The 19,000-nt window shown below is 64.9% G+C and carries 19 protein-coding genes; 5 read left to right on the plus strand and 14 right to left on the minus strand.

The window, feature by feature from the left end; all coding sequences use genetic code 11:
- Positions 1-3: 3 nt before the first annotated feature.
- The 8 genes from NR187_RS30800 to soxX form a co-directional block, all read right to left on the minus strand.
- Complete coding sequence (locus NR187_RS30800) at positions 4-1,044, minus strand: MBL fold metallo-hydrolase (RefSeq protein ID WP_256808881.1); 1,041 nt, start codon at positions 1,042-1,044, stop codon at positions 4-6.
- A 153-nt stretch (positions 1,045-1,197) separates the two neighbouring features.
- Positions 1,198-1,653, minus strand: coding sequence for a hypothetical protein (locus NR187_RS30805; protein ID WP_256808882.1), 456 nt, complete (start codon positions 1,651-1,653; stop codon positions 1,198-1,200).
- Positions 1,654-1,658: 5 nt separating this feature from the next.
- Positions 1,659-3,404 carry a thiosulfohydrolase SoxB gene (gene soxB / locus NR187_RS30810; RefSeq protein WP_211384077.1) on the minus strand — a complete coding sequence of 582 codons (1,746 nt, stop codon included), beginning with the start codon at positions 3,402-3,404 and terminating at the stop codon, positions 1,659-1,661.
- A gap of 55 nt (positions 3,405-3,459) precedes the next feature.
- Positions 3,460-3,777, minus strand: coding sequence for a hypothetical protein (locus NR187_RS30815; protein ID WP_211384078.1), 318 nt, complete (start codon positions 3,775-3,777; stop codon positions 3,460-3,462).
- Positions 3,774-4,637 carry a sulfur oxidation c-type cytochrome SoxA gene (gene soxA, locus NR187_RS30820; RefSeq protein WP_211384079.1) on the minus strand — a complete coding sequence of 288 codons (864 nt, stop codon included), beginning with the start codon at positions 4,635-4,637 and terminating at the stop codon, positions 3,774-3,776. Before soxA ends, NR187_RS30815 begins: the two co-directional genes overlap by 4 nt.
- Positions 4,637-4,948, minus strand: coding sequence for a thiosulfate oxidation carrier complex protein SoxZ (soxZ, locus tag NR187_RS30825; RefSeq protein WP_211384080.1), 312 nt, complete (start codon positions 4,946-4,948; stop codon positions 4,637-4,639). The genes soxA and soxZ overlap by 1 nt, the downstream gene beginning before the upstream one ends.
- A gap of 11 nt (positions 4,949-4,959) precedes the next feature.
- Positions 4,960-5,445, minus strand: coding sequence for a thiosulfate oxidation carrier protein SoxY (soxY, locus tag NR187_RS30830; protein ID WP_211384081.1), 486 nt, complete (start codon positions 5,443-5,445; stop codon positions 4,960-4,962).
- Positions 5,446-5,482: 37 nt separating this feature from the next.
- A complete protein-coding gene (gene soxX, locus NR187_RS30835) occupies positions 5,483-5,836 on the minus strand; it encodes a sulfur oxidation c-type cytochrome SoxX (protein WP_211384082.1) in 354 nt (117 codons plus the stop codon).
- A 301-nt stretch (positions 5,837-6,137) separates the two neighbouring features.
- On the opposite strand from soxX, the gene NR187_RS30840 reads away from it, so the two are divergent.
- Positions 6,138-6,812: a DUF938 domain-containing protein gene (locus tag NR187_RS30840; protein ID WP_211384083.1), complete on the plus strand. Its 675-nt coding sequence runs from the start codon at positions 6,138-6,140 to the stop codon at positions 6,810-6,812.
- 177 nt (positions 6,813-6,989) lie between these two features.
- Here NR187_RS30840 and NR187_RS30845 read toward each other — a convergent pair whose 3' ends face one another.
- Positions 6,990-9,059, minus strand: coding sequence for a prolyl oligopeptidase family protein (locus tag NR187_RS30845; RefSeq protein WP_211384084.1), 2,070 nt, complete (start codon positions 9,057-9,059; stop codon positions 6,990-6,992).
- Positions 9,060-9,258: 199 nt separating this feature from the next.
- On the opposite strand from NR187_RS30845, the gene NR187_RS30850 reads away from it, so the two are divergent.
- Together NR187_RS30850 and NR187_RS30855 are read left to right on the plus strand one after the other, a co-directional pair.
- Positions 9,259-10,506: an MFS transporter gene (locus tag NR187_RS30850; RefSeq protein WP_211384085.1), complete on the plus strand. Its 1,248-nt coding sequence runs from the start codon at positions 9,259-9,261 to the stop codon at positions 10,504-10,506.
- A gap of 130 nt (positions 10,507-10,636) precedes the next feature.
- Positions 10,637-11,875, plus strand: a complete 1,239-nt coding sequence (locus NR187_RS30855) for an MFS transporter (RefSeq protein WP_256808884.1) — start codon at positions 10,637-10,639, stop codon at positions 11,873-11,875.
- Between the two features lie 69 nt (positions 11,876-11,944).
- Here the strand turns inward: NR187_RS30855 and NR187_RS30860 are convergent, their stop codons facing one another.
- Positions 11,945-12,439 carry a VOC family protein gene (locus NR187_RS30860; RefSeq protein ID WP_211384087.1) on the minus strand — a complete coding sequence of 165 codons (495 nt, stop codon included), beginning with the start codon at positions 12,437-12,439 and terminating at the stop codon, positions 11,945-11,947.
- An 89-nt stretch (positions 12,440-12,528) separates the two neighbouring features.
- A complete protein-coding gene (locus tag NR187_RS30865) occupies positions 12,529-13,074 on the minus strand; it encodes a carboxymuconolactone decarboxylase family protein (RefSeq protein WP_211384088.1) in 546 nt (181 codons plus the stop codon).
- A gap of 139 nt (positions 13,075-13,213) precedes the next feature.
- On the opposite strand from NR187_RS30865, the gene NR187_RS30870 reads away from it, so the two are divergent.
- Together NR187_RS30870 and NR187_RS30875 are read left to right on the plus strand one after the other, a co-directional pair.
- Positions 13,214-14,413: an acyl-CoA dehydrogenase family protein gene (locus NR187_RS30870; RefSeq protein ID WP_256808885.1), complete on the plus strand. Its 1,200-nt coding sequence runs from the start codon at positions 13,214-13,216 to the stop codon at positions 14,411-14,413.
- Positions 14,414-14,559: 146 nt separating this feature from the next.
- Positions 14,560-15,699, plus strand: a complete 1,140-nt coding sequence (locus NR187_RS30875; protein ID WP_211384090.1) for an acyl-CoA dehydrogenase family protein — start codon at positions 14,560-14,562, stop codon at positions 15,697-15,699.
- Between the two features lie 241 nt (positions 15,700-15,940).
- Here NR187_RS30875 and NR187_RS30880 read toward each other — a convergent pair whose 3' ends face one another.
- From NR187_RS30880 to NR187_RS30890, 3 genes are all read right to left on the minus strand, one after another.
- Positions 15,941-16,978, minus strand: a complete 1,038-nt coding sequence (locus NR187_RS30880) for an amino acid ABC transporter substrate-binding protein (protein WP_211384217.1) — start codon at positions 16,976-16,978, stop codon at positions 15,941-15,943.
- Between the two features lie 132 nt (positions 16,979-17,110).
- The gene (locus NR187_RS30885) at positions 17,111-17,704 is read right to left on the minus strand and encodes a L,D-transpeptidase (protein WP_211384091.1); all 594 of its coding nucleotides are present in this window, start codon (positions 17,702-17,704) and stop codon (positions 17,111-17,113) included.
- A gap of 241 nt (positions 17,705-17,945) precedes the next feature.
- Positions 17,946-18,920, minus strand: coding sequence for a hypothetical protein (locus tag NR187_RS30890; RefSeq protein ID WP_256808886.1), 975 nt, complete (start codon positions 18,918-18,920; stop codon positions 17,946-17,948).
- Positions 18,921-19,000 lie beyond the last annotated feature (80 nt).

Consider the following 19,000-nt stretch of genomic DNA (forward strand, 5'->3'; position numbering starts at 1 on the left):
ACGTCAGCCGTGCACCACCGGCCCGCCGGCCTTCTTCCAGGCGTCGATGCCACCGGCGATATGCGCGGTGTTGGTGAGCCCGGCCTCCTTGGCGGCGGCCACCGCCATCGCCGAGCGTTCGCCGAAGGCGCAGAAGAACACGACGCGGCGGCCCGTCGCGGCCGCAACCTCGCGCAGCATGCCGCCGGGCTTCAGGCTCTCCTCGACGGACGGATAGGGCGTGTGCAGTGCGCCTTCGAGCATGCCGTGCTTCATCCGCTCGTTGGTCTCGCGCAGATCGACCAGCAGGATATCGGGTCGCCCGAGGACGCGGATCGCCTCGACCGCGCTCAGCGCGCGGCCCTCCTTCTCCAGCTCCTCCTGATGCAGGCCGACATGCATGTTGGCGGGCACCGCGACGTCCATCATCTTCGGATTGGGCAGCTTCAGATTGGCCATCAGCTCGATATATTCGTCGACCGAGCGCACCTGGAGCCGCGGATTGTAGCGCTTCTCCTCGCCGATGGTGGAGACGGTGTCGCCCTTGTAGTCGTGCGCCGGGAACACCATCGTCTCGTCGGGCAGCTTGAGCAGGCGGTTGAAGATCGACTCGTACTGCGCACGCGACGAGCCGTTCTGAAAGTCGGTGCGGCCGGTGCCGCGGATCAGCAGCGTGTCGCCGGTGAAGACGCGGTCGCCCATCAGATAGGAATAGGAATCGTCGGTGTGGCCGGGCGTGTACATCACGTCGAGCGACAGGCCCTCGATCGTCACCTTGTCGCCGTCGGCGACCCGCATCGCCACAACGTCGGCCTTGGTCTGGTCGCCCATCACGGTCATGCAATGGGTGCGGTCGCGCAACTCGCCGAGGCCAGTGACGTGGTCGGCGTGGAGATGCGTGTCCACCGCCTTGACCAGCTTGAGGTCGAGCTCGCGCAGCAGCTGGCAGTAGCGGTCGACCTTCTCCAGCACGGGATCGAGGATCAGCGCCTCGCCGCCGGGGCGGCTCGCGAGGACGTAGCTGTAGGTGCCCGAAACGCTGTCGAAGAGTTGGCGGAAGATCATGGCAGGGAGTCCGGCAATGGAACTGATTTCCAAGATTCTACTATGCCGAGGGCTATAAAGAGAAGCAATTCACTGTGTAAACAAGAAAATTTAGAAGATTCTTATTGCGGTGACGAGCTCCTGTCCTGCCCTCAAACTCGACGGGGGAGGGCCCTACGGCCGCACCAGCGTATACCCGTTCTCGCTGAGGAACAGGATCTGCCCGACCCCGACCTGCACCGGCGTGGCAGCGGGAATGAACTCAGGCCGCTTGCCCGTCTCCCGCTCCATCGTATCGACCGTGTTGAGGCAGATATCGAAGCGCACGCCCTGCGCGATCAGGCTTTCCACCTGCTTGCGGCGCTCGCTGCCGGACAGCAGCAGAGCGATGCCGGGGCCGAACGCCACCACCTCGATCGCGACCTTGTCGGGATCGTAGGCCTTCAGCAAATTGTTGGCGACGCTGAGCACCAGCGCCTGCTTCTTCGCGTCGCCGTCGGAGAGCTGCAGCACGATCCTGTGCTCGGCGAACGGCTTGTCCTGCAGCGGCACCTGTTGCGCAAAAGCGAGCGGTGTCGCGGCGCAGGTGAGCAGCACAAGCGCCAGCGCGCGAAAGACGAGCGACTGCATTATTACTATTCCGCAATGCCGGGGTTGTCCTCGACGCCTTTCAACGTGACGCCGTACCCAAGCCGTTCCGGCAACGTCCGGCCCGAGCGCAGATATTTGCCGACGACGTCCCACACCGGCGCTCCTTGCTGGCCGTTGATCGAGGCCCAGCCGGCGACCTTGTAGCGGTGGTTCGCGCTGAGGGCTTTGCCGTTGCCGAGCTTGAGATCGGAGATGCGGCTGCCGATCGCGGCCGTCGGCGTGCAGGTGTAGCTGAGCCCGCCGGCGCGCACCATGTCGCCGCCCTGCTGGTAGTATGGATCGGCATTGAAGAGATTGTCGCAGATGTCTTCCAGCACGTCCTTGATCTGGCCGCCGGTCATCGCCTGCACATAGGTCTCGGGATAGGTGATCGCGGTTTCCGCGAGCACATCCTCCATGGTCAGCGCCTGGCCGGACAGCGCGGTGACGCCCCAGCGAAAGCCCGGCGACAGCGCGATCTCGGCGTCGAGCTCGGTGCGCAGCGCGGTGCAGATCAATTCGTCGACGGGGCCGGAGAAATTGCCGCGGCGATAGAGCAGGCGGTCGAGCGTTGCGACCTTCTCCGACCAGTCGGTGACGTGCGGGGCGCGCAGTCGCCCGATCAGCTCGGCCATGGCGGGGTCGGGCTTGAGCAGCTCGGAATAGACCGGCAGCAGATGATATCGGACGTCGCCGACCTTGCCTTTTTCGAGCGTGAGATCGAGCACGCCCAAAAACTTCCCGTTGGAGCCGGCATTGGTGACGAGCGTCGTGCCGCCGGCATTCTTCACGGGGATGGGCTGCGGCACGGCGTCATGGGTGTGACCGCCGAGGATGACGTCGATGCCGGTGACCCGGCTCGCGAGCTTGAGGTCGACATCCATGCCGTTATGGGACAGCAGGATCACGGCATCGACCTTGTCGTGGCCGCGCAACGCGTCGACGTGCTTCTGCAATTCCTCCTCGCGGATGCCGAAGGTCCAGTCCGGCGTGAACCGTTTTGGATGTGCGATCGGCACGTAAGGGAAAGCCTGGCCGACGATCGCGACGCGATGGCCGCCGAGATCCTTGATCACAGACGGCTTGAACACGCGCCCCGTGGCCTTGTCGAAGGCGATCGCGTCGTTGAAGGCGGCTTCCTCGGTCAGGAAGACGTTCTGCGCCAGAAACTCGCCCTTGAAGCGCTCGAGATTGTCGCGCAGCACCTGCTCGCCATAGGTGAATTCCCAATGCCCGGTCATCGCCTCGATGCCGAGCAGATTGGCGACCTCGACCATGTCGCGGCCCTGCATGACATTGGCAAGCCCGGTGCCCTGCCAGAGATCGCCGCCGTCGACGAGCAGCGAACGGGCCTCGCCGACATCGCTGCGCAGACGATCGACCAGTGTCTTCAGATGAGCGAAGCCGCCGAGCTTGCCGAAGCGGCCCGCGGACTTCTCGAACTCCAGGCAGGTGAAGGCGTAGGCATCGGCACTGTTGGGCCGGATGCCGAATCGCTCGAGGAAGGCGCGGCCGACCAGGTGCGGCGGCCGGCCCGCCATCTCGCCGATGCCGATATTGACGCTGGGCTCGCGGAAATAGACCGGATTGAGCTGCGCATGGGTGTCGGTGAGGTGCAGGACCCGCGCATTGCCGAACCGTTCGAGGTCGTAGATGCCGGCGGTCTCGGCGCCGCGCGCGAGCTGCGGCAGGCCGAGCGATGCGGCCGCAAGGCCTGCACCCTTCAGGAAATCGCGGCGGCGGATCGCCATCCAGAAATTCTCCGCGCCCCTCAATGGTCGCAAGGCTGTTCCACTGGCGAACAGTCTAGCGGATTTCCATCGCCTTCCAGGCTTCTTTTTCGGACGTGGCCTGGAAGATCGACGCCTTGGCCAGCGCCTCGGCCTCCCTGGCTGCGGCCACGGCACGGTCGAAATCGCCGCCGTCCCCCGCCTTCTTCGCCGCGGCCAGCGCCGAGACGGTCACGGTCCATTGGTGACGCAAGCCGGCAGCCTCCTTCGATGCGGCGTCCGCGGCAGCGTAGGCCGCCTTGTAATCCGCCTCATTTGCCGCGCGCGCCGCCGGCGCGAGGCCCAGGGCGAGCATGGGGGCGAGCAGCATGGCCAGGACAAATGACCACTTCATGGCCGCGCTCCCGGGCCCGATATCGGCAGGCCGTTGGCGACGTAGGAGAGGAAATATTCGACGTCGCGATATTCATCCGCCTGCGGCTCCAGCGGAACCGCGCGAGTCTGGCTGTTGCAGGTGACGAAGCGGCGGCTGGTCGTGCCCATGCCGCTCCATTCGGAGCGGTAGATCGGCATCGCGTTCAGGATGCCGAGCGCCGGCGCCAGGATCTCGGCGCGGATACGTTCGCCCGGGCTCTGCACATGGCAGCTCGCGCAGGAAAAATTCATCTGGCCGCGGCGGGTGTAGAAATAACGCTTGCCGTTCTCGAATGCCGCCAGTGCGCGCGGATCATCGGGAATCTTGATGTCCATCGGCTTGCCGCGCGAGGTGAACGCCATGTAGGCGGTGAGCGAGGCCATCTCGTCCTTGACGTAGGAATAGGGCGCCTCGCCATTGGCTTCGCGGCAGCGGTTGAGCGCGAGCTCCAGCGTGACGACCTTGCCTTCCTTCGTGTCGAAGTAAGGATAGTTCTGGCGGATGCCGATGCCGCCGTTCGGGAAGCAGTCGGCATAGGTCTTGCCGTTCTTGAACGGCGTCGTGAACATGTCCTTGCCGGCGTCGAGCGCGAACTCGTAAGGCGGGAATTCCTCTTTCTCCTGCCACTGCCGCTTCATGTCGGCATTCATCGAATAGGGACCGTTGACGAAATCCTCGTGCTTCACGTTGGGGAATTTCTGGAAGAAGAAGTTCTGGAACGCTTTCGCGTCGGCCACGGGATCGACCTTGTCGGCGGCCACCACGCGCGGAGAGGTGAGGGCGAACGCGACGAGCGCGGCGCCGAGCGAGCCAAGCAGGAGGGCGGACCGGGCCTTCATCACGAGATCTTCGCGGTGGTCGTATCCGACGCACCCTTGTTGTCGGTCCAGGATACCTTGAGGTCGTCGCCCTTCCTGGCGCCCTTGAAGCTGAACTTGACGTAGGGGTCCTTGGAGACCGCGGTGCCCCAATCGGCGATGAAGACGTCCTTGCCGTTACATTCGAACTTCAGCTCCTGGATGAAATGCGCCGGGATCAGTTCGCCCTTGGAATCCTTGACGAAGCCGGAGTCCATGGGATGCTGGATCAGCGCCTGCACCTCGGTGGTGTCGCCGTTGGCGGTGGCGCGGACGCGAATGCTGGATGCCATCTCGGTTCTCCCTAGCCGCCGCAGCCGCCGACGGTGACCTTGACCTCTTTGGTCGCGCTGTAGAGCTTGCCGTCGGCTTCCACGATCGCGGTCAATTTGGTGGTCTTTGCCATCTTCAGGCGGTTGGCGACACTCGGCATGGTGCCGTCGGGAATCCTGTAGCTTGCCGCGAGCGCGTTCGGATTCTCGGCCACGAAGAACGAGATCGAGGTGACCTTGTCGAGCGTCGTCGTCACCGAGATCGGCACGACGCCGCCGTTTTCGGCGATCTCGGGGGCATCGAGCTTGACCTTGTCGGACGGCTCGGCGGTCTTGCCATAGAGCGCCTTGATCGCATCGGCCTCGTTCTTCTGCTTGAAGGCGTCTTCCGGATATTTGTCGTTGGCCGCGGCGCGGGCGGGAGCGAACGGCAGATTGCCAAGGCCGAGCAGCGCGACCGAGGCCGCGCCCTGAAGGAGCAGGCGCCGCGTCGGATGAGGGCCGGTGGTCGTGGTCATCAGAGGTCTCCTGGACAATCTCTTGGCGTGCCGGCGGTCACAGTGTTTGCAGGAAATCAACGATCGCGCTGATTTCCTGCTCGGTCAAAATCCTGTTCCGGCCGAACGGCGGCATCATGGTCTGCGGATTGCGCTTGGTCTCGTCGAAGATGATCGCGCTCAGCTCGTTGCGGTCGGGGTACTTCGCCTTGAGGTCCTTCAGTTCCGGCCCGATCGTGCCCGGCAGGTCGCCGCCCTTGATGACGTGGCAGGTCAGGCAATTGCCCTTGCCGCGGTCGAAGGCGAGCTTCTGGCCCTCGGCCACGGCGGATTGCGCCAGCGCCGGGCCGGCGAGGCCGGCGGCGAAGGCCAGCAGGAGGAGCAGGGCAGGCGTCCGGGAAAAAGCGGTCAAGGCGTCATTCCGAGGCGTTATGTCGTTGGTCTCGATCGCGGAAATAGAAGCGTTCCAAAGCACAAAGGGCATCGCCTGACAATCAAGACTATGCACGGGGCAAAATGGAGTTAATATCTTCCGCATTGCAACTAAAGAGATTGTCTGTTCGGCGGGTTTGGCCCCGAGAGTAAGGTCACTGGCGCGGGGGGCGGCTGTTTTCTCGGCGTATTTCCTGGACGTGTTTCCTCGACGTGTTTCCTAGGCGTTTGGGCGCTCATCCTGTTTTCATCGCGTTCTCGTTTTTTCAAGGGGACCTCACTTGGCGGACTATGTCGTCGAATTTGGCAGGGATGGCGGACGGGTCGAGCCGGACGGCCGGCTCGATGCGCCGGCATTTCATCGCAATCACGAACCGCTCTGGGCAGCACTGCAGAAGCATCTTGCGGGCTGCACCGGCAACGTCGTCGAGCTCGGCAGCGGAACCGGCCAGCATGTGGTCCATTTTGCCCGCCATTCGCCGGGCCTGATCTGGTGGCCCAGCGACCTCAACCAGCGCCACCTCAAGAGCATCGAGGCCTGGCGCGTTCATTCGGGCCTGCAAAACATCCGCTCGCCGCTGCGGATCGATCTCACCGATCCGGACTGGTGTCCTGAGATGAAAAGCGGACAGGCGCCGACAAGCCTTGCCGCATTGTTCTGCGCCAATGTCATCCACATCGCGCCATGGAGCGTGGCCGAGGGCCTGTTCGCCGGCGCCGGCCGCCACCTGCGGGCGGACGGCAAGCTGTTCCTCTACGGCCCGTTCAAGCGCGACGGCAAGCACACTGCGCTCAGCAATGCGGTGTTCGACACGTCCTTGCGCGAAGGCAATCCCGATTGGGGCGTGCGCGACATCAGCGATGTCGAGACGCTCGCTCGCGGGGTTGGCCTCCGTCTCGTCGATACGATCGACATGCCCGCCAATAATCTCACGCTGGTGTTTGCGCGGGCTTGAGGCGCGGCGTTGCTGCGAAGCCGCTCGGCCTCTATGGTTCGAGACGCGCCGTAAGGCGGCGCTCCTCACCATGAGGGTCTAGGACTTCGCCGCGAAACGAGACCTCATCCTGAGGAGTCGCGGAGCGACGTCTCGAAGGATGGCCGCGAAGCTCCTGCATCTCAGAACACTAGCCCGTCACGCCTCGCCGTCCCGCCAGCCGATCTTGTCCTTCAGGAACCGGAAGCCGAGCACCTCGAAGCCGGCGCGCTCCCTGTTGTCCTTGCCGTAGCCGTGGCCGCCGGCTTCCGGCTCGTAGAACCAGGCCTCATAACCCATCGCCTGGAGTTTTGCCGTCATCTTGCGCGCATGGCCGGGATGGACGCGGTCGTCGCGCCGCGTGGTGGCGATCAGGATCGGCGGATAGGTTTGGCCGGCTTTGACGTTGTGATAGGCCGAGTAGGTCTTCAGCCAGTCCCACTCCTCCGGCTTGTCTGGGTCGCCATATTCCGCGATCCAGCTCGCGCCGGCGAGCAGCCTGGTGTAGCGGCGCATGTCGATCAGCGGGATGGTGCAGAACAGCGCGCCGAACCGTTCGGGGTAGCGCACCAGCATGTTGGTGATGAGGATTCCGCCGTTCGATCCGCCTTGCGCGGCGATGCGCTTTGCGCGCGTCACGCCACGGCGGACCAGATCGGCGGCAACGGCCGCGAAATCATCATGCGACAGCTTCTTGCCGGCGAGCCGGCCGGCATCGTGCCAGCGCGTGCCGAATTCGCCGCCGCCGCGCAAATTCGCCTGCACCGTCGTGCCGCCGCGCTCCAGCCACAGCTTGCCGAGCGAGGCGTTGTAATAGGGCTTCACCGAATGGGCGAAGCCGCCATAGGCGCTCATATAGACCGGCGCATCCCCGGTCTCGCCGGCGGGACCGGTCTGAACATAGGGAATGCGCTCGCCGTCGATCGAGATCGCCTCGTGCTGCGTCACCACCAGACCGTCGGCGGTGAACGTCTTCGGCGCCTGTTTCAGCACGGTCGGACCTGCAACGCCGCGTTCCATCAGCAGCAGCGACGGCGGCGTCAGCGGGTCCTGCACATTGGCGAGCAAATCGCCATTGCTTTCGGAGGGATGGCGGTCGAGCGGCCAGATGTCGACGACGCCGATCTGCGGCAGGCCGGGAAGCGTCTCGCGGCTCCAGCCGGTGGCTGATGGCGTGCAGATCTCGAAGCGCGGCCTGAGCTCGTCGAGGATCGAGAGCACCAGCCTGTCTGCCGCCCAGAAGAAGCCCTGGACGGCGCGGCGCGGCGCCGGCTCGAACAGCACCGTGAATTCGCGGCCGCCGGCCAGAAAGACCGAAAGCGAGATGCCGAGCACGGCATCGGCCTTGTACGTCCGTCCGTCCACCGGCCAATCCGCGCGCGGCTTGACCGTGAGCCAGTCGCCCTGGGCTTGCAGTTCTATGTTGGTGGGAAGGTCCATCTTCGAGAGCGGACCGGTCTGGTCTCCGATCGAGACGCTGAAGTTGAAGAAATCCAGCATGCGGCCGAACCATATCGTTCGGTTTGATGTCATGCGATCGACATGGCAATACGCCGCCATATCGCTCGCCGAGGCTTCGAACAGCACCGTGGCCTGTTCGACCGGTTGGCCGCGCCGCCACAGCCGCACGGTTCGTGCATAGCCGGATGTCGTCGCCATGCCCTCGCCATGGGCGCTCGCCAGCAGCAGCGCGTCGGCATCGAGCCAGTCCACGCCGCCTTTCGCTTCCGGCAACGCAAAACCGTCCGCAACGAAGCTCTTCGTATCGAGGTCGAATTCGCGCAAGGTCACGGCGTCGCTGCCGCCGCGCGACAGGCTCAGAATGGCGCGCGAGCTTCCCGGCATCGTGGCGATGCCGCTCAGCAGCCAGTCTTCGCCTTCCTTCGCCGCGAGCCGGTCGACATCCAGCATGATCTCCCACGCCGGATCGGCCTTGCGAAATTCCGCCAGCGTGGTCCGCCGCCACAGGCCGCGCGGATTGGTGGCGTCCTTCCAGAGGTTGTGCAGATCGTCGCCGCGCCGGCTGACATAGGGAATGTTATCCGGGCGATCGTAGATCGCCGCGAGAATGTCGCGGTCGCGCGCGAAGGCCGCGCCGCCGAACGCGTCGAGCGTCAGGCTGTTCTGCCGCGCGACGAAATCGAGCGCCTGCTTGCCTTCGATCTCCTCCAGCCAGAGCCAGGGATCGTCGTCGGGAGCGCTGAGCGTGGGCCTGTCGTCGACGGTCATGAACGAAACTCCCGGAAGATTGCGGCGGATAGGATTTGATCGAGCGCAAGCCGTCAAGAGCGCGGCCCGCTATCATCCGTTTGATTGCGTCAGAGGCATGGCCTGCGCCCGTTTGCGCCGGTTGCCCGCCCTCCCGCGCCCCTCCATAGTGCCGGGAATCAACAGAGCCCCTTGAAGGCCCTTTGGGGCGGAAATGCCGATGCTAGACGTGACTTCAGCCAACGAGATCGTCGACGACGTCCGCGTGCGCGCCAACGTGGTGCGCCTTGCCGCCGCGCAGGCGCTGACCGGCGCCAACTCGGCGGTGATCTTCGCGACGGGCTCGATCGTCGGCGCCACGCTCGCGCCGGACATGTCGTTCGCGACCGTGCCGATCTCGATGTATGTGCTTGGGCTCGCCGCTGGCACGCTGCCGACCGGTGCGATCTCGCGCCGCTTCGGCCGCCGCGCCGCCTTCATCGTCGGCACGGGTCTGGGCACGCTCACCGGCCTGTGCGGCTCCTTCGCGATCCTGCGCGGCTCGTTCGCGCTGTTCTGTCTGGCGACCTTCCTCGGCGGTCTCTACGGCGCGGTGGCGCAATCCTATCGCTTCGCCGCCGCCGACGGCGCCAGCGCAGCTTACCGGCCCAAGGCGGTGTCGTGGGTGATGGCGGGCGGCGTGTTTGCCGGCGTGCTCGGTCCGCAGCTCGTGCAATGGACCATGGACGTCTGGTCGCCCTATCTGTTCGCCTTCAGCTTCCTGGTGCAGGCGGCGGTGGCGTTGGTCGCCATGGGCATCGTCGCCGGCGTCGACATGCCGAAGCCGGCCCCGGCCGATCTGCATGGCGGCCGTCCGCTCATGACGATCGTGACCCAACCGCGCTTCATCGCGGCCGCTTTGTGCGGCGTCATCTCCTATCCCATGATGAACCTGGTGATGACTTCGGCGCCGCTCGCCATGAAGCTGTGCGGGCTGAGCGTCAGCGATTCCAATTTCGGCATTCAATGGCACATCGTCGCCATGTACGGGCCGAGCTTCTTTACGGGCGCGCTGATAAGCCGCCTCGGCGCGCCCAAGACCGTCGCGATTGGCCTGTTGCTGGAAGCCGGAGCGGCCACCATCGGTCTTTCCGGCATCACCGCGATGCACTTCTGGGCCACGCTGATCGTGCTCGGTATCGGCTGGAATTTCTCCTTCATCGGCGCCTCCGCGCTGGTGCTGGAGACGCACCGGCCGCAGGAGCGCAACAAGGTGCAGGCCTTCAACGATTTCCTGGTGTTCGGCATGATGGCGATCGGCTCGTTCTCGTCCGGCCAGTTGCTCGCCAATTACGGCTGGTCCGCGGTGAACATGGTGGTGTTCCCGCCGGTGGTGCTCGGCCTCGTCGTGCTCTTGCTGGTCTCCAGGGCGCGCCGCCGCAAGGCGCGGCTGGAAGCGGCGATGGGCGAGTTCCCGGATGCGATCTGAGTTGGCAGGAGGCTGTCAGCAGCGTTGATACTTCGATCGCGGTCGAAGTGATTTTCTGCTCCCACGTCGATACATGATGGTCGTCATGGACGGAAAATCACAACGCGGGGGATGCGAAGGAGAAGCGCAAATGCTCGACAATCCCCGTCACGGCGCACCGATCGACGAATCCTCCCTCCGTTACGAAGGCTGGCGCATCGTCGCGGTCTGCTTCCTGCTCGCGACCTTCGGCTGGGGGCTCGGCTTCTACGGCCAGAGCGTCTACGTCGCCGAGCTCCAGCGTGCGCACGGCTGGTCGGCCTCGCTGATCTCCTCGGGCACGACGTTCTTCTATCTGTTCGGCGCGCTGCTCGTCGTGTTCGTCGGCGAAGCCGTCCGGAAATATGGTCCGCGGCTCTGCCTGATCGCGGGCACGCTGGCGATGGCGGCCGCCGCGGTCGCGATCGGCGCGGTGCGCGAGCCCTGGCAGCTCTATCTCGCCGATGCCGTGCTCGCCTTCGGCTGGGCCGGCACCAGTCTGGCCATGATCACCAACACCATCAGCCTGTGGTTCGACCACAAGCGCGGCATGGCCATCAGCCTCGCGCTGAACGGCGCAAGCTTCGGCGGCATCGTCGGCGTGCCGCTGCTGGTGACCTTGATCGGCCATACCGGCTTCGCCAGTGCGATGTTTAGCGTCGCCGGCGCCATGCTGATGCTGCTCGTGCCGGTGATCCTGATCGTCGTCGGCCGGCCGCCTGATCTGGATGGTTGGCACGCGGCGACGAATGCGAAGCCGCAATCGTCGGCGCAGATCCGCAAGGCCGCGCTGCGCGACGTTGGCTTCCTCACGGTGACGATCGCCTTCGCGCTGGTGCTGTTCGCGCAGGTCGGCTTCATCGTCCACCTGATCTCGTTCCTCGATCCCGTGATCGGGCGCGAGCGCGCCGCCGTGGCTGTCGCGGTGCTGACGGCGATGGCCGTGGTCGGCCGGGTGCTGTTCTCGCTGGTGATCGACCGGATCAACCAGCGCCTCGCCTCCGCGCTGTCGTTCCTGAGCCAGGCGGCGGCGCTTCTGGTCGTCATCAACCTGCACAACGACTACGTGCTGATCGCGGCCTGCGCGGTGTTCGGCTTCTCGGTCGGCAACCTCATCACCCTGCCGTCGCTGATCGTCCAGCAGGAGTTCGATTCCGCCTCGTTCGGCGTGCTGATCAGCCTCAACACCGCGATCAACCAGGTGACCTATGCCTTCGGTCCCGGCGTCGTCGGCTTCCTGCGCGATCTCTCCGGCGGCTATTCGCTGCCGTTTTATCTCTGCATCGCGCTGGAGGTGGCGGCCGCGGCGCTGATCATGGTGCGGGGTGCGCCACACGCGAAGACTTCGTAGAGACGCGGCGCCTCGACACACTCCGTCATTGCTTCGCTGCGCTCGCAATGACGAGAGGCGAAAGCGACGTCACGCCTCCCGCTGTCGCAGCAGCTCCTCGACGTCCAGCCGCTTGGTGATCATCGCAAGCTTGCCGTCCGGCCCGAACGGCCACTGCTCCTTCGGCCGGTCCCGATACAGCTCCACGCCATTCTGGTCCGGATCGCGCAGATACAGCGCTTCGGACACGCCATGGTCGCTCGCCCCATCCAACGCAATGCCCGCCGACAGCACGCGGTGCAGCGCGTCCGCCAGCGCGGGGCGCGTCGGATAGAGGATCGCGGTGTGATAGAGCCCGGTGGTGCCTGGCGGTGGCGGCGAGCCGCCCTTGCTCTCCCAGGTGTTGAGCCCGATGTGGTGGTGATAGCCGCCGGCCGAGATGAAGGCCGCGCCCGACCCCATGCGCTGCATCAGCTCGAAACCGAGCACGCCGCAATAGAAGCCGAGCGCGCGATCGAGATCGGCGACCTTGAGGTGGACGTGGCCGATCCTGGTGCCGGCATGGACGGCTTGGTTTTGCGACATCGTGCTGCTCCGTTGATCACCTCACATAAGGCGGACCTCGGGACAGTGCTACCGGCCTATCCCGAAACCCAGCGTTTCCAGTTGGGCAATCAAGCCAGCTCCGACACCTCACCCTCGGGCAGGCCGAACTCGAACGTGTTCAGCGTCATCGACACCAGCGTGTAATAGCCACACAGCCCGATCACCTCGACCACGCCGCGCTCGCCGAGCAGCTTCACGGCCTCATGATAGAGGCCCTTCTCGACGCCGTGGCCCTCATGCAGCGACTTTGCCACGTCGTAGATCATCCTGCCCTTGGGGTCGTCGAACTCAGGCGTGCGGCGGTCGCGGATGGCGTCGATGATCTCGGGCTTCATGCCGCCTGCAAGCGCGAGGCGCTTGTGCGCATACCATTCGTAATGAGCGGTCCAGTGCCGCGCCGTCACCAGGATCGCGATCTCCGAAAGCTTTGCCGGGAATATCGTGTCGTAGCGCAGGACCTCGCCGAGCCGCGTGGCATGACGCGCCATGTCGGGACTGTTGAGCCAGGCCATCATCGGCGCCGGCGGCTTGCCGCGCTTGCCGGCAATCGACTCGTCATAGGTCTGCCGCTGGCTCTCGTTCATTTCGCCAGGCGAAAGAAGTTTCAGGCGCATTGTTGTTTCCTCTTTGTTTTCAAGCCTCGCCGTGGCCGCGACTATAGCCGAATGCAGCGGCACGGAAGTGGTTGAATTCCACGAGACGATGGCCCAGAGTCGCGACCAATAAGTCGATTTTGCCTGATGGAAACGACCCATGACAGATTCTGAAACGGCTGATCTCGAACAATTCCGCAGCGAGACGCGCGCCTGGCTCGAAGCCAATTGCCCGCCGGAGATGCGCAAGCCCGCGACCTCCGACGCAGACGTGTTCTGGGGCGGACGCAATACGAAGTTCTCCTCCGAGCCGCAGCGCATCTGGTTCGAGCGCATGCGCGACAAGGGCTGGACCGTGCCGGACTGGCCTAGGGAATATGGCGGCGGCGGTCTGAGCGCGGCCGAGCACAAGGTGCTGCGCGCGGAGATGGCGAAGATCGGCGCGCGTCCGCCGCTGTCGAGCTTCGGCATCTGGATGCTCGGGCCGGCGCTGCTCAAATACGGCAACGAGGCGCAGAAGCAGGAACATCTGCCGAAGATCGCGGCGGGCCTGATCCGCTGGTGCCAGGGCTATTCCGAGCCGAACGCCGGCTCCGATCTCGCGTCGCTCCAGACCCGCGCCGAGAGCGACGGCGACGACTTCGTCATCACGGGGTCGAAGATCTGGACCTCCTACGCCAATTACGCCGACTGGATATTCTGTCTCGTCCGTACCGATTCCACGGCGAAGAAGCACGACGGCATCAGCTTCATCCTGTTCGACATGACCTCGAAGGGCGTGACGACCAAGCCGATTCTGTTGATCTCGGGCTACTCGCCGTTCTGCGAGACCTTCTTCGACGGCGTCCGCGTGCCGAAGTCGCATGTGGTCGGCACCGTCAACCGCGGCTGGGACGTCGCGAAATACCTGCTTCAGCACGAGCGCGCGATGATCTCGGGCATGGGCGAGCGCGGCGTCGGTCGTCCGCTCGGCCAGATCGCGGCCGATTCCGTCGGCGCCGACGCGCAAGGGCGGCTCGACGATGCGATGCTGCGCGGACGGATCGCCACCTTCGATGTCGATGAAGCCGCGCTTGCGGCCTGCGCCGAGCGCGCGGTCGATCTGGCCAAGGCGGGGCAGGCGCATCCGGCGTTCTCCTCGGCGATGAAATATTACGGCACCGAGCTCAACAAGCGCCGCTACGAGATCCTGATGTCGGCCGGCGGCGTCGATGCGCTGGAATGGGAGAGCGAGCGCTCCAGGCAAGGCGCCCGTCCGCGCGCCTGGCTGCGCACCAAGGCCAACTCGATCGAGGGCGGTACGAGCGAGGTGATGCTTGGCATCGTCGCCAAGCGTATCCTCGATCTGCCGGGGGCGTGAGGCTTTGCGTCATTCCGGGGCGCGCGAAGCGCGAACCCGGAATCCATTCATCCACCAACTCTGCCGCTCAATGGATTCCGGGTCTGGCCCTTCGGGCCATCCCGGAATGACGAAGCAAAAACAGATTTCGAATCGGAACCACGCACATGGCCCTCGTCCTCACCGAAGAACAATCGATGCTCCGCGATTCAGCGCGTGGACTGATCAGCGACAAGGCGCCGGTGCCGCATCTGCGCCAATTGCGCGATAGCAAGGATCCCACCGGCTTCTCCAAGGAGTTCTGGCATTCCTTCGCCGAGATGGGCTTTGCCGGCTTGCTGGTGCCGGAAGAGTTCGGCGGCTCCGGTCTCGGCTTCGTCGAGGCCGGCGTGGTGATGGAGGAGATCGGCCGCACCTTGATGCCGTCGCCGTTCCTCGCCACCAGCGTGGTCGCGGCCTCGGCGCTGAACCGCGGCGGCAATGCCGCGCAGAAATCCGAGTACCTGCCAAAAATCTCCAACGGCTCGCTGCTGGCGACGCTCGCGATCGACGAGGGCGCAAAGCATCGCCCGCTCCAGACCAGCCTCCAGGCAGTGCGCGCCGGCAACGGTTTCAGGCTGAGCGGTGCCAAGGCACTGGTCGTCGACGGCCACGTCGCCGACCTCTTCATCGTCGCCGCGCGCACCGCGGGTTCGGCCGGCGAGCGCGAGGGGCTGACGCTGTTCCTGGTCAACCCCAAGGCCAAGGGCGTTGCAATCGAGCGCACCATCATGGTGGACGCGCACAACGCGGCACGGATCGAGCTTGCCAATGTCGAGGTCAATGCCGACAGCGTGCTCGGCGAAATCGATCAGGGCGCCGGCCTGCTCGATGGCGTGCTCGACATCGGGCGCGGCGCGGTCGCCTCCGAAATGGTGGGCCTCAGCGAAGAGGTGTTCGGCCGCACCGTCGAGTATCTGAAGAGCCGCAAGCAGTTCGGCAAGCTGATCGGCGAATTCCAGGCGCTGCAGCACCGCGCCGCCGAGCTCTATGTCGACATCGAGATCACCCGCGCCGCCGTGATGAAGGCGCTGCAGGCGCTGGATACTGACGTTGCCAAGGCCACGTCAGCCGTCGCAGTCGCAAAGGCGCGCGCCGGCACCACCGCCACCCGCGCGGTGCAGGAAGGCGTGCAGATGCATGGCGGCATGGGCATGACCGACCAGTTCGACATCGGCTTCTTCATGAAGCGCGCGCGGGTGTGCGAGGAATTGTTCGGCGACGCCAATTACCACACCGAGCAGCTGGCCCGGGCGCGGGGGTATTGAGGCGGGGGCGGGGCAACACGGCACCCTGCGCTCCCTCCCCCCTTGCGGGGGAGGGCGGGGGAGAGGGGTAGCCCAGGAAAAGGTGCGTCCGTCGCGACAGAGCCGCACGCCTCACGTAGAGCGCGAAGGATAGAGTGTGCCGTGTGGCACCCCTCTCCCTAACCCTCCCCCGCAAGGGGGGAGGGAACGCAGCGTACGCTTTGGCAACACCGTCAACGCAATGACGGCGGTTAGACCGCCCTTACCGCATCGGCGGCGCGTACTGCACGCCGCCGGCATTCCACAGCTGGTTCATGCCGCGCGGAATCTTCAGCTTGGACTTCGCGCCGATATTGCGCTCGTACATCTCGCCGTAATTGCCGACGTGGCGGATGATGCGGACGACCCAGTCCTTGGTGAGGCCAAGTTGCTCGCCGTAATTGCCCTCGGTGCCGACGAGGCGCATCACTTCCGGCTTCTTCGACTTCAGGGCCTCGTCGATGTTCTCGGAACTGACACCCAGCTCTTCCGCGTTGATCATCGCGTAGAGCGTCCACTTCACGATCATCATCCAGTCGTCGTCACGCTGGCGCACCACGGGGGCGAGCGGCTCCTTGGAGATCATGTCCGGCAGGATCATGTGGTCGCCGGGCTTCGACAGGTTCAGCCGCAGCGCGTAGAGCTGGGAGACGTCCGCGGAGAGCGTGTCGCACTTGCCGGTGTCGTAGGCCTTCACGACGTCGTCGAGCTTGTCGAACTTCATCTCTTCGTACTTCATGTTGTTGGCACGGAAGTAGTCGGCGACGTTGAGCAGCGTGGTGGTGCCGGACTGGACGCAGACCTTGCTTCCGGTCAGGTCCAGCGACGTCTCCTTGTTGCGTGCGCGCGGCAGCATGAAGCCGGCGCCGTCGTAATAGGCGACCGCGGGGAAATAGAGGTCGTAGTCGAGCTCGCGCGCCATGCTCCAGGTCGAGTTGCGCGAGAGGATGTCGACTTTCCGGCTCTGCAATTCCTTGAAGCGCTCGCTGGCGTCGAGCGGAACGAACTTCGCCTTGCCCGGATCGTCGAAGATCGCAGACGCCACCGCGCGGCAGAAATCCACGTCGAAGCCGGTCCAGTTGCCCTTGTCGTCCGGGATCGAGAAGCCCGGCAGGCCCTTGTTGACGCCGCACAGAACCTCGCCGCGGCGAACCGTGCGCTTCAGGGTGCGGGTGTCGTAGAACTCATAGATGATGGCCAGAACCGCGACCAGCACGGCAACCGCGAGCCCGATCAGCAGGCCGCCTCGAAATGTGCGCATCATGTTGCTCTCTCGAAATAATCGGGAAAAGGAGTCCGAAGGAAGGCTGAGAGCATGATCCGGGCCCGGAGGGCCGCGCTAGCGCAAAGTGCGAAGCGCCTTTCCGGAAAGATCATGCTCAAATTACAAGACTTAGATTTCGGGCTTCTGCCGGATGACCACCTTGGTGCCAACAGGGACGCGATCGTAAAGATCGGCGACGTCATTGTTGACGAGACGGAAGCAGCCCGAGGACACCTTGGTCCCGATCGTATCGGGGCGGTTGGTGCCATGGATGCGGTAGACGGTGGTGCCGAGATACATGGCGCGGGCGCCGAGCGGATTGCCGGGGCCGCCGGCCATGAAGCGCGGCAGATAGGGCTGGCGCTGGATCATTTCCGCCGGCGGCGTCCAGTCCGGCCATTCCTTCTTGTTGGTGATGTTCACCAGCCCCTGCCACTGGAAGCCGTCGCGGCCGACGCCGATGCCGTAGCGGATCGCGCGCCCGCCGGGCTGCACCAGATAGAGGTGACGCTCGGAGGTCGAAATGATGATGGTGCCCGGCGCTTCGGTCGTGCGGTAGTAGACGACCTGCTTCTGCCATTCCGGATCGAGCTGGTAGGAATCGTCGGCGACCAGGCCGGGCTCGTCGCCGCGGTCGGGCTGCTGTGCGAAGGCTTGGGGTGCGGACAAGATCAGGCCGATCGCAGCCACAAACGCCCCGGTCAGGCGACGAAAATCCGTCATTTCAAGCTCTCCCCGCTGCCACAGCGCAAATCATTCGGAACCATCAAATCTCAGGGCCATGTTCATGGCAAGTTGATGGCGCGCCCGGCTGGTATGTCACGAGAATGCTTTGCTTTTTTGACGGTATCGGGCAATGCCACAAACAGGGGATGGCGCGAAAAGCCCAGATTGCTGCCCACGATGGCGGTGCGCTCCCTCCGCCGCGGTGAGATCAACTTCGCCAATTCGCGCTGGATGCCAGCTAAATCTTGTTGCTCTCCGGCGCGATCCCGAGCCGCCGGACGATTTCGGTCCCCACGGCGCGCGCCTCGAGCCGCGAGCCGATGCGCGGACTGCGAAACCGCTGTCCGGACTGCAATCGGATCACCACGATGCAATGCTCGTCCTCGGACCGGCCACGGCGCTCGACCGTGATCGTCTTCACCTCGCGCCCCGCGATATGGTCGGCGCGCAAGCTGCCGTCGCCCCACAGGCGCTCGACGCGAATGTCCTCCGGCCGAATGATCCAGAAGGCGCCGGTCACGAGATTGGCATATCTGTGCACGGCGAAAGCGGCGATCGCACCAACCGGCAGCAGCATGATGTCGACCGGGCCGGGCGGCAGGCCGCGCCAGAGCTTGTAGGCGTAGGGAACGGCACACAATGCGACGACGATCAGCGCGACGATCCTGATATCCCTTGCGGGAAACGGCTCGAGCGGATCGCCGAGACGCATCTCGGGATTGCTGGCATCGAGCGGATTGAGCGGTGCCTCGACGTCGGGGACGTCGAACTGCGCCGCGATCCGCGCCACCGTGTCGCGCACATGCGTGACGTCGGAGATCGGCGGGGAGGTCAGGCGCTCGCCCGAAGCCAGCGTGAAGGCCAATTGGAAGCGGGCTTTCGCCCTCTTGCTGCCTGGGACCTGCAATCCGCTGATGTCGTCCTTGGCGACGATCCGCGTGCGGAGCTTTCCGAACGGACGTTGTTGCCCGATCAGGATCTCGGTCGGCGTGATGATCCACACCACCGCGGGCGCCAGCATGATGCCGGTGACGAACGCCGCTCCCAGCAGGAGCGCCGCCACGGAGATGGTCACCTCCATGGCGTCGTGGGTGAAAAGGCCCGGCGTGAAGCACAGCGCGACGGCGGCCGCGGAGCCGGCCATCACTAGCCGCTGCGCGATCGAGGAGCCTTCACGAAGGCGGATGTCGTTGCTGGTGGTCGCGTCGTCCATTGCGGGCGGCTGATTTCAAGGCCGCGAAACTCCACGGACGGGTCCGTGGAGTCAAGCCGCATCGGGGCCTGCCGCGTCAG

Origin of the sequence: Bradyrhizobium sp. Bra64 (genome assembly GCF_024519875.1) — a bacterium.
GTDB lineage: Bacteria > Pseudomonadota > Alphaproteobacteria > Rhizobiales > Xanthobacteraceae > Bradyrhizobium > Bradyrhizobium japonicum_G.

Excerpts from the sequence above, each read along its gene's own strand:
- NR187_RS30845 (WP_211384084.1), bottom strand. The coding sequence starts at position 9,059 with ATGACCGTCGACGACAGGCCCACGCTCAGCGCTCCCGACGACGATCCC.
- NR187_RS30885 (WP_211384091.1), bottom strand. The coding sequence starts at position 17,704 with ATGACGGATTTTCGTCGCCTGACCGGGGCGTTTGTGGCTGCGATCGGC.
- soxY (WP_211384081.1), bottom strand. The coding sequence starts at position 5,445 with ATGACCACGACCACCGGCCCTCATCCGACGCGGCGCCTGCTCCTTCAG.
- NR187_RS30875 (WP_211384090.1), top strand. The coding sequence starts at position 14,560 with ATGGCCCTCGTCCTCACCGAAGAACAATCGATGCTCCGCGATTCAGCG.
- NR187_RS30855 (WP_256808884.1), top strand. The coding sequence starts at position 10,637 with ATGCTCGACAATCCCCGTCACGGCGCACCGATCGACGAATCCTCCCTC.
- NR187_RS30815 (WP_211384078.1), bottom strand. The coding sequence starts at position 3,777 with ATGAAGTGGTCATTTGTCCTGGCCATGCTGCTCGCCCCCATGCTCGCC.
- NR187_RS30890 (WP_256808886.1), bottom strand. The coding sequence starts at position 18,920 with ATGGACGACGCGACCACCAGCAACGACATCCGCCTTCGTGAAGGCTCC.
- NR187_RS30880 (WP_211384217.1), bottom strand. The coding sequence starts at position 16,978 with ATGCGCACATTTCGAGGCGGCCTGCTGATCGGGCTCGCGGTTGCCGTG.
- NR187_RS30870 (WP_256808885.1), top strand. The coding sequence starts at position 13,214 with ATGACAGATTCTGAAACGGCTGATCTCGAACAATTCCGCAGCGAGACG.
- soxZ (WP_211384080.1), bottom strand. The coding sequence starts at position 4,948 with ATGGCATCCAGCATTCGCGTCCGCGCCACCGCCAACGGCGACACCACC.
- NR187_RS30850 (WP_211384085.1), top strand. The coding sequence starts at position 9,259 with ATGCTAGACGTGACTTCAGCCAACGAGATCGTCGACGACGTCCGCGTG.
- soxA (WP_211384079.1), bottom strand. The coding sequence starts at position 4,637 with ATGAAGGCCCGGTCCGCCCTCCTGCTTGGCTCGCTCGGCGCCGCGCTC.
- NR187_RS30860 (WP_211384087.1), bottom strand. The coding sequence starts at position 12,439 with ATGTCGCAAAACCAAGCCGTCCATGCCGGCACCAGGATCGGCCACGTC.
- NR187_RS30865 (WP_211384088.1), bottom strand. The coding sequence starts at position 13,074 with ATGCGCCTGAAACTTCTTTCGCCTGGCGAAATGAACGAGAGCCAGCGG.
- NR187_RS30800 (WP_256808881.1), bottom strand. The coding sequence starts at position 1,044 with ATGATCTTCCGCCAACTCTTCGACAGCGTTTCGGGCACCTACAGCTAC.
- soxB (WP_211384077.1), bottom strand. The coding sequence starts at position 3,404 with ATGGCGATCCGCCGCCGCGATTTCCTGAAGGGTGCAGGCCTTGCGGCC.
- NR187_RS30805 (WP_256808882.1), bottom strand. The coding sequence starts at position 1,653 with ATGCAGTCGCTCGTCTTTCGCGCGCTGGCGCTTGTGCTGCTCACCTGC.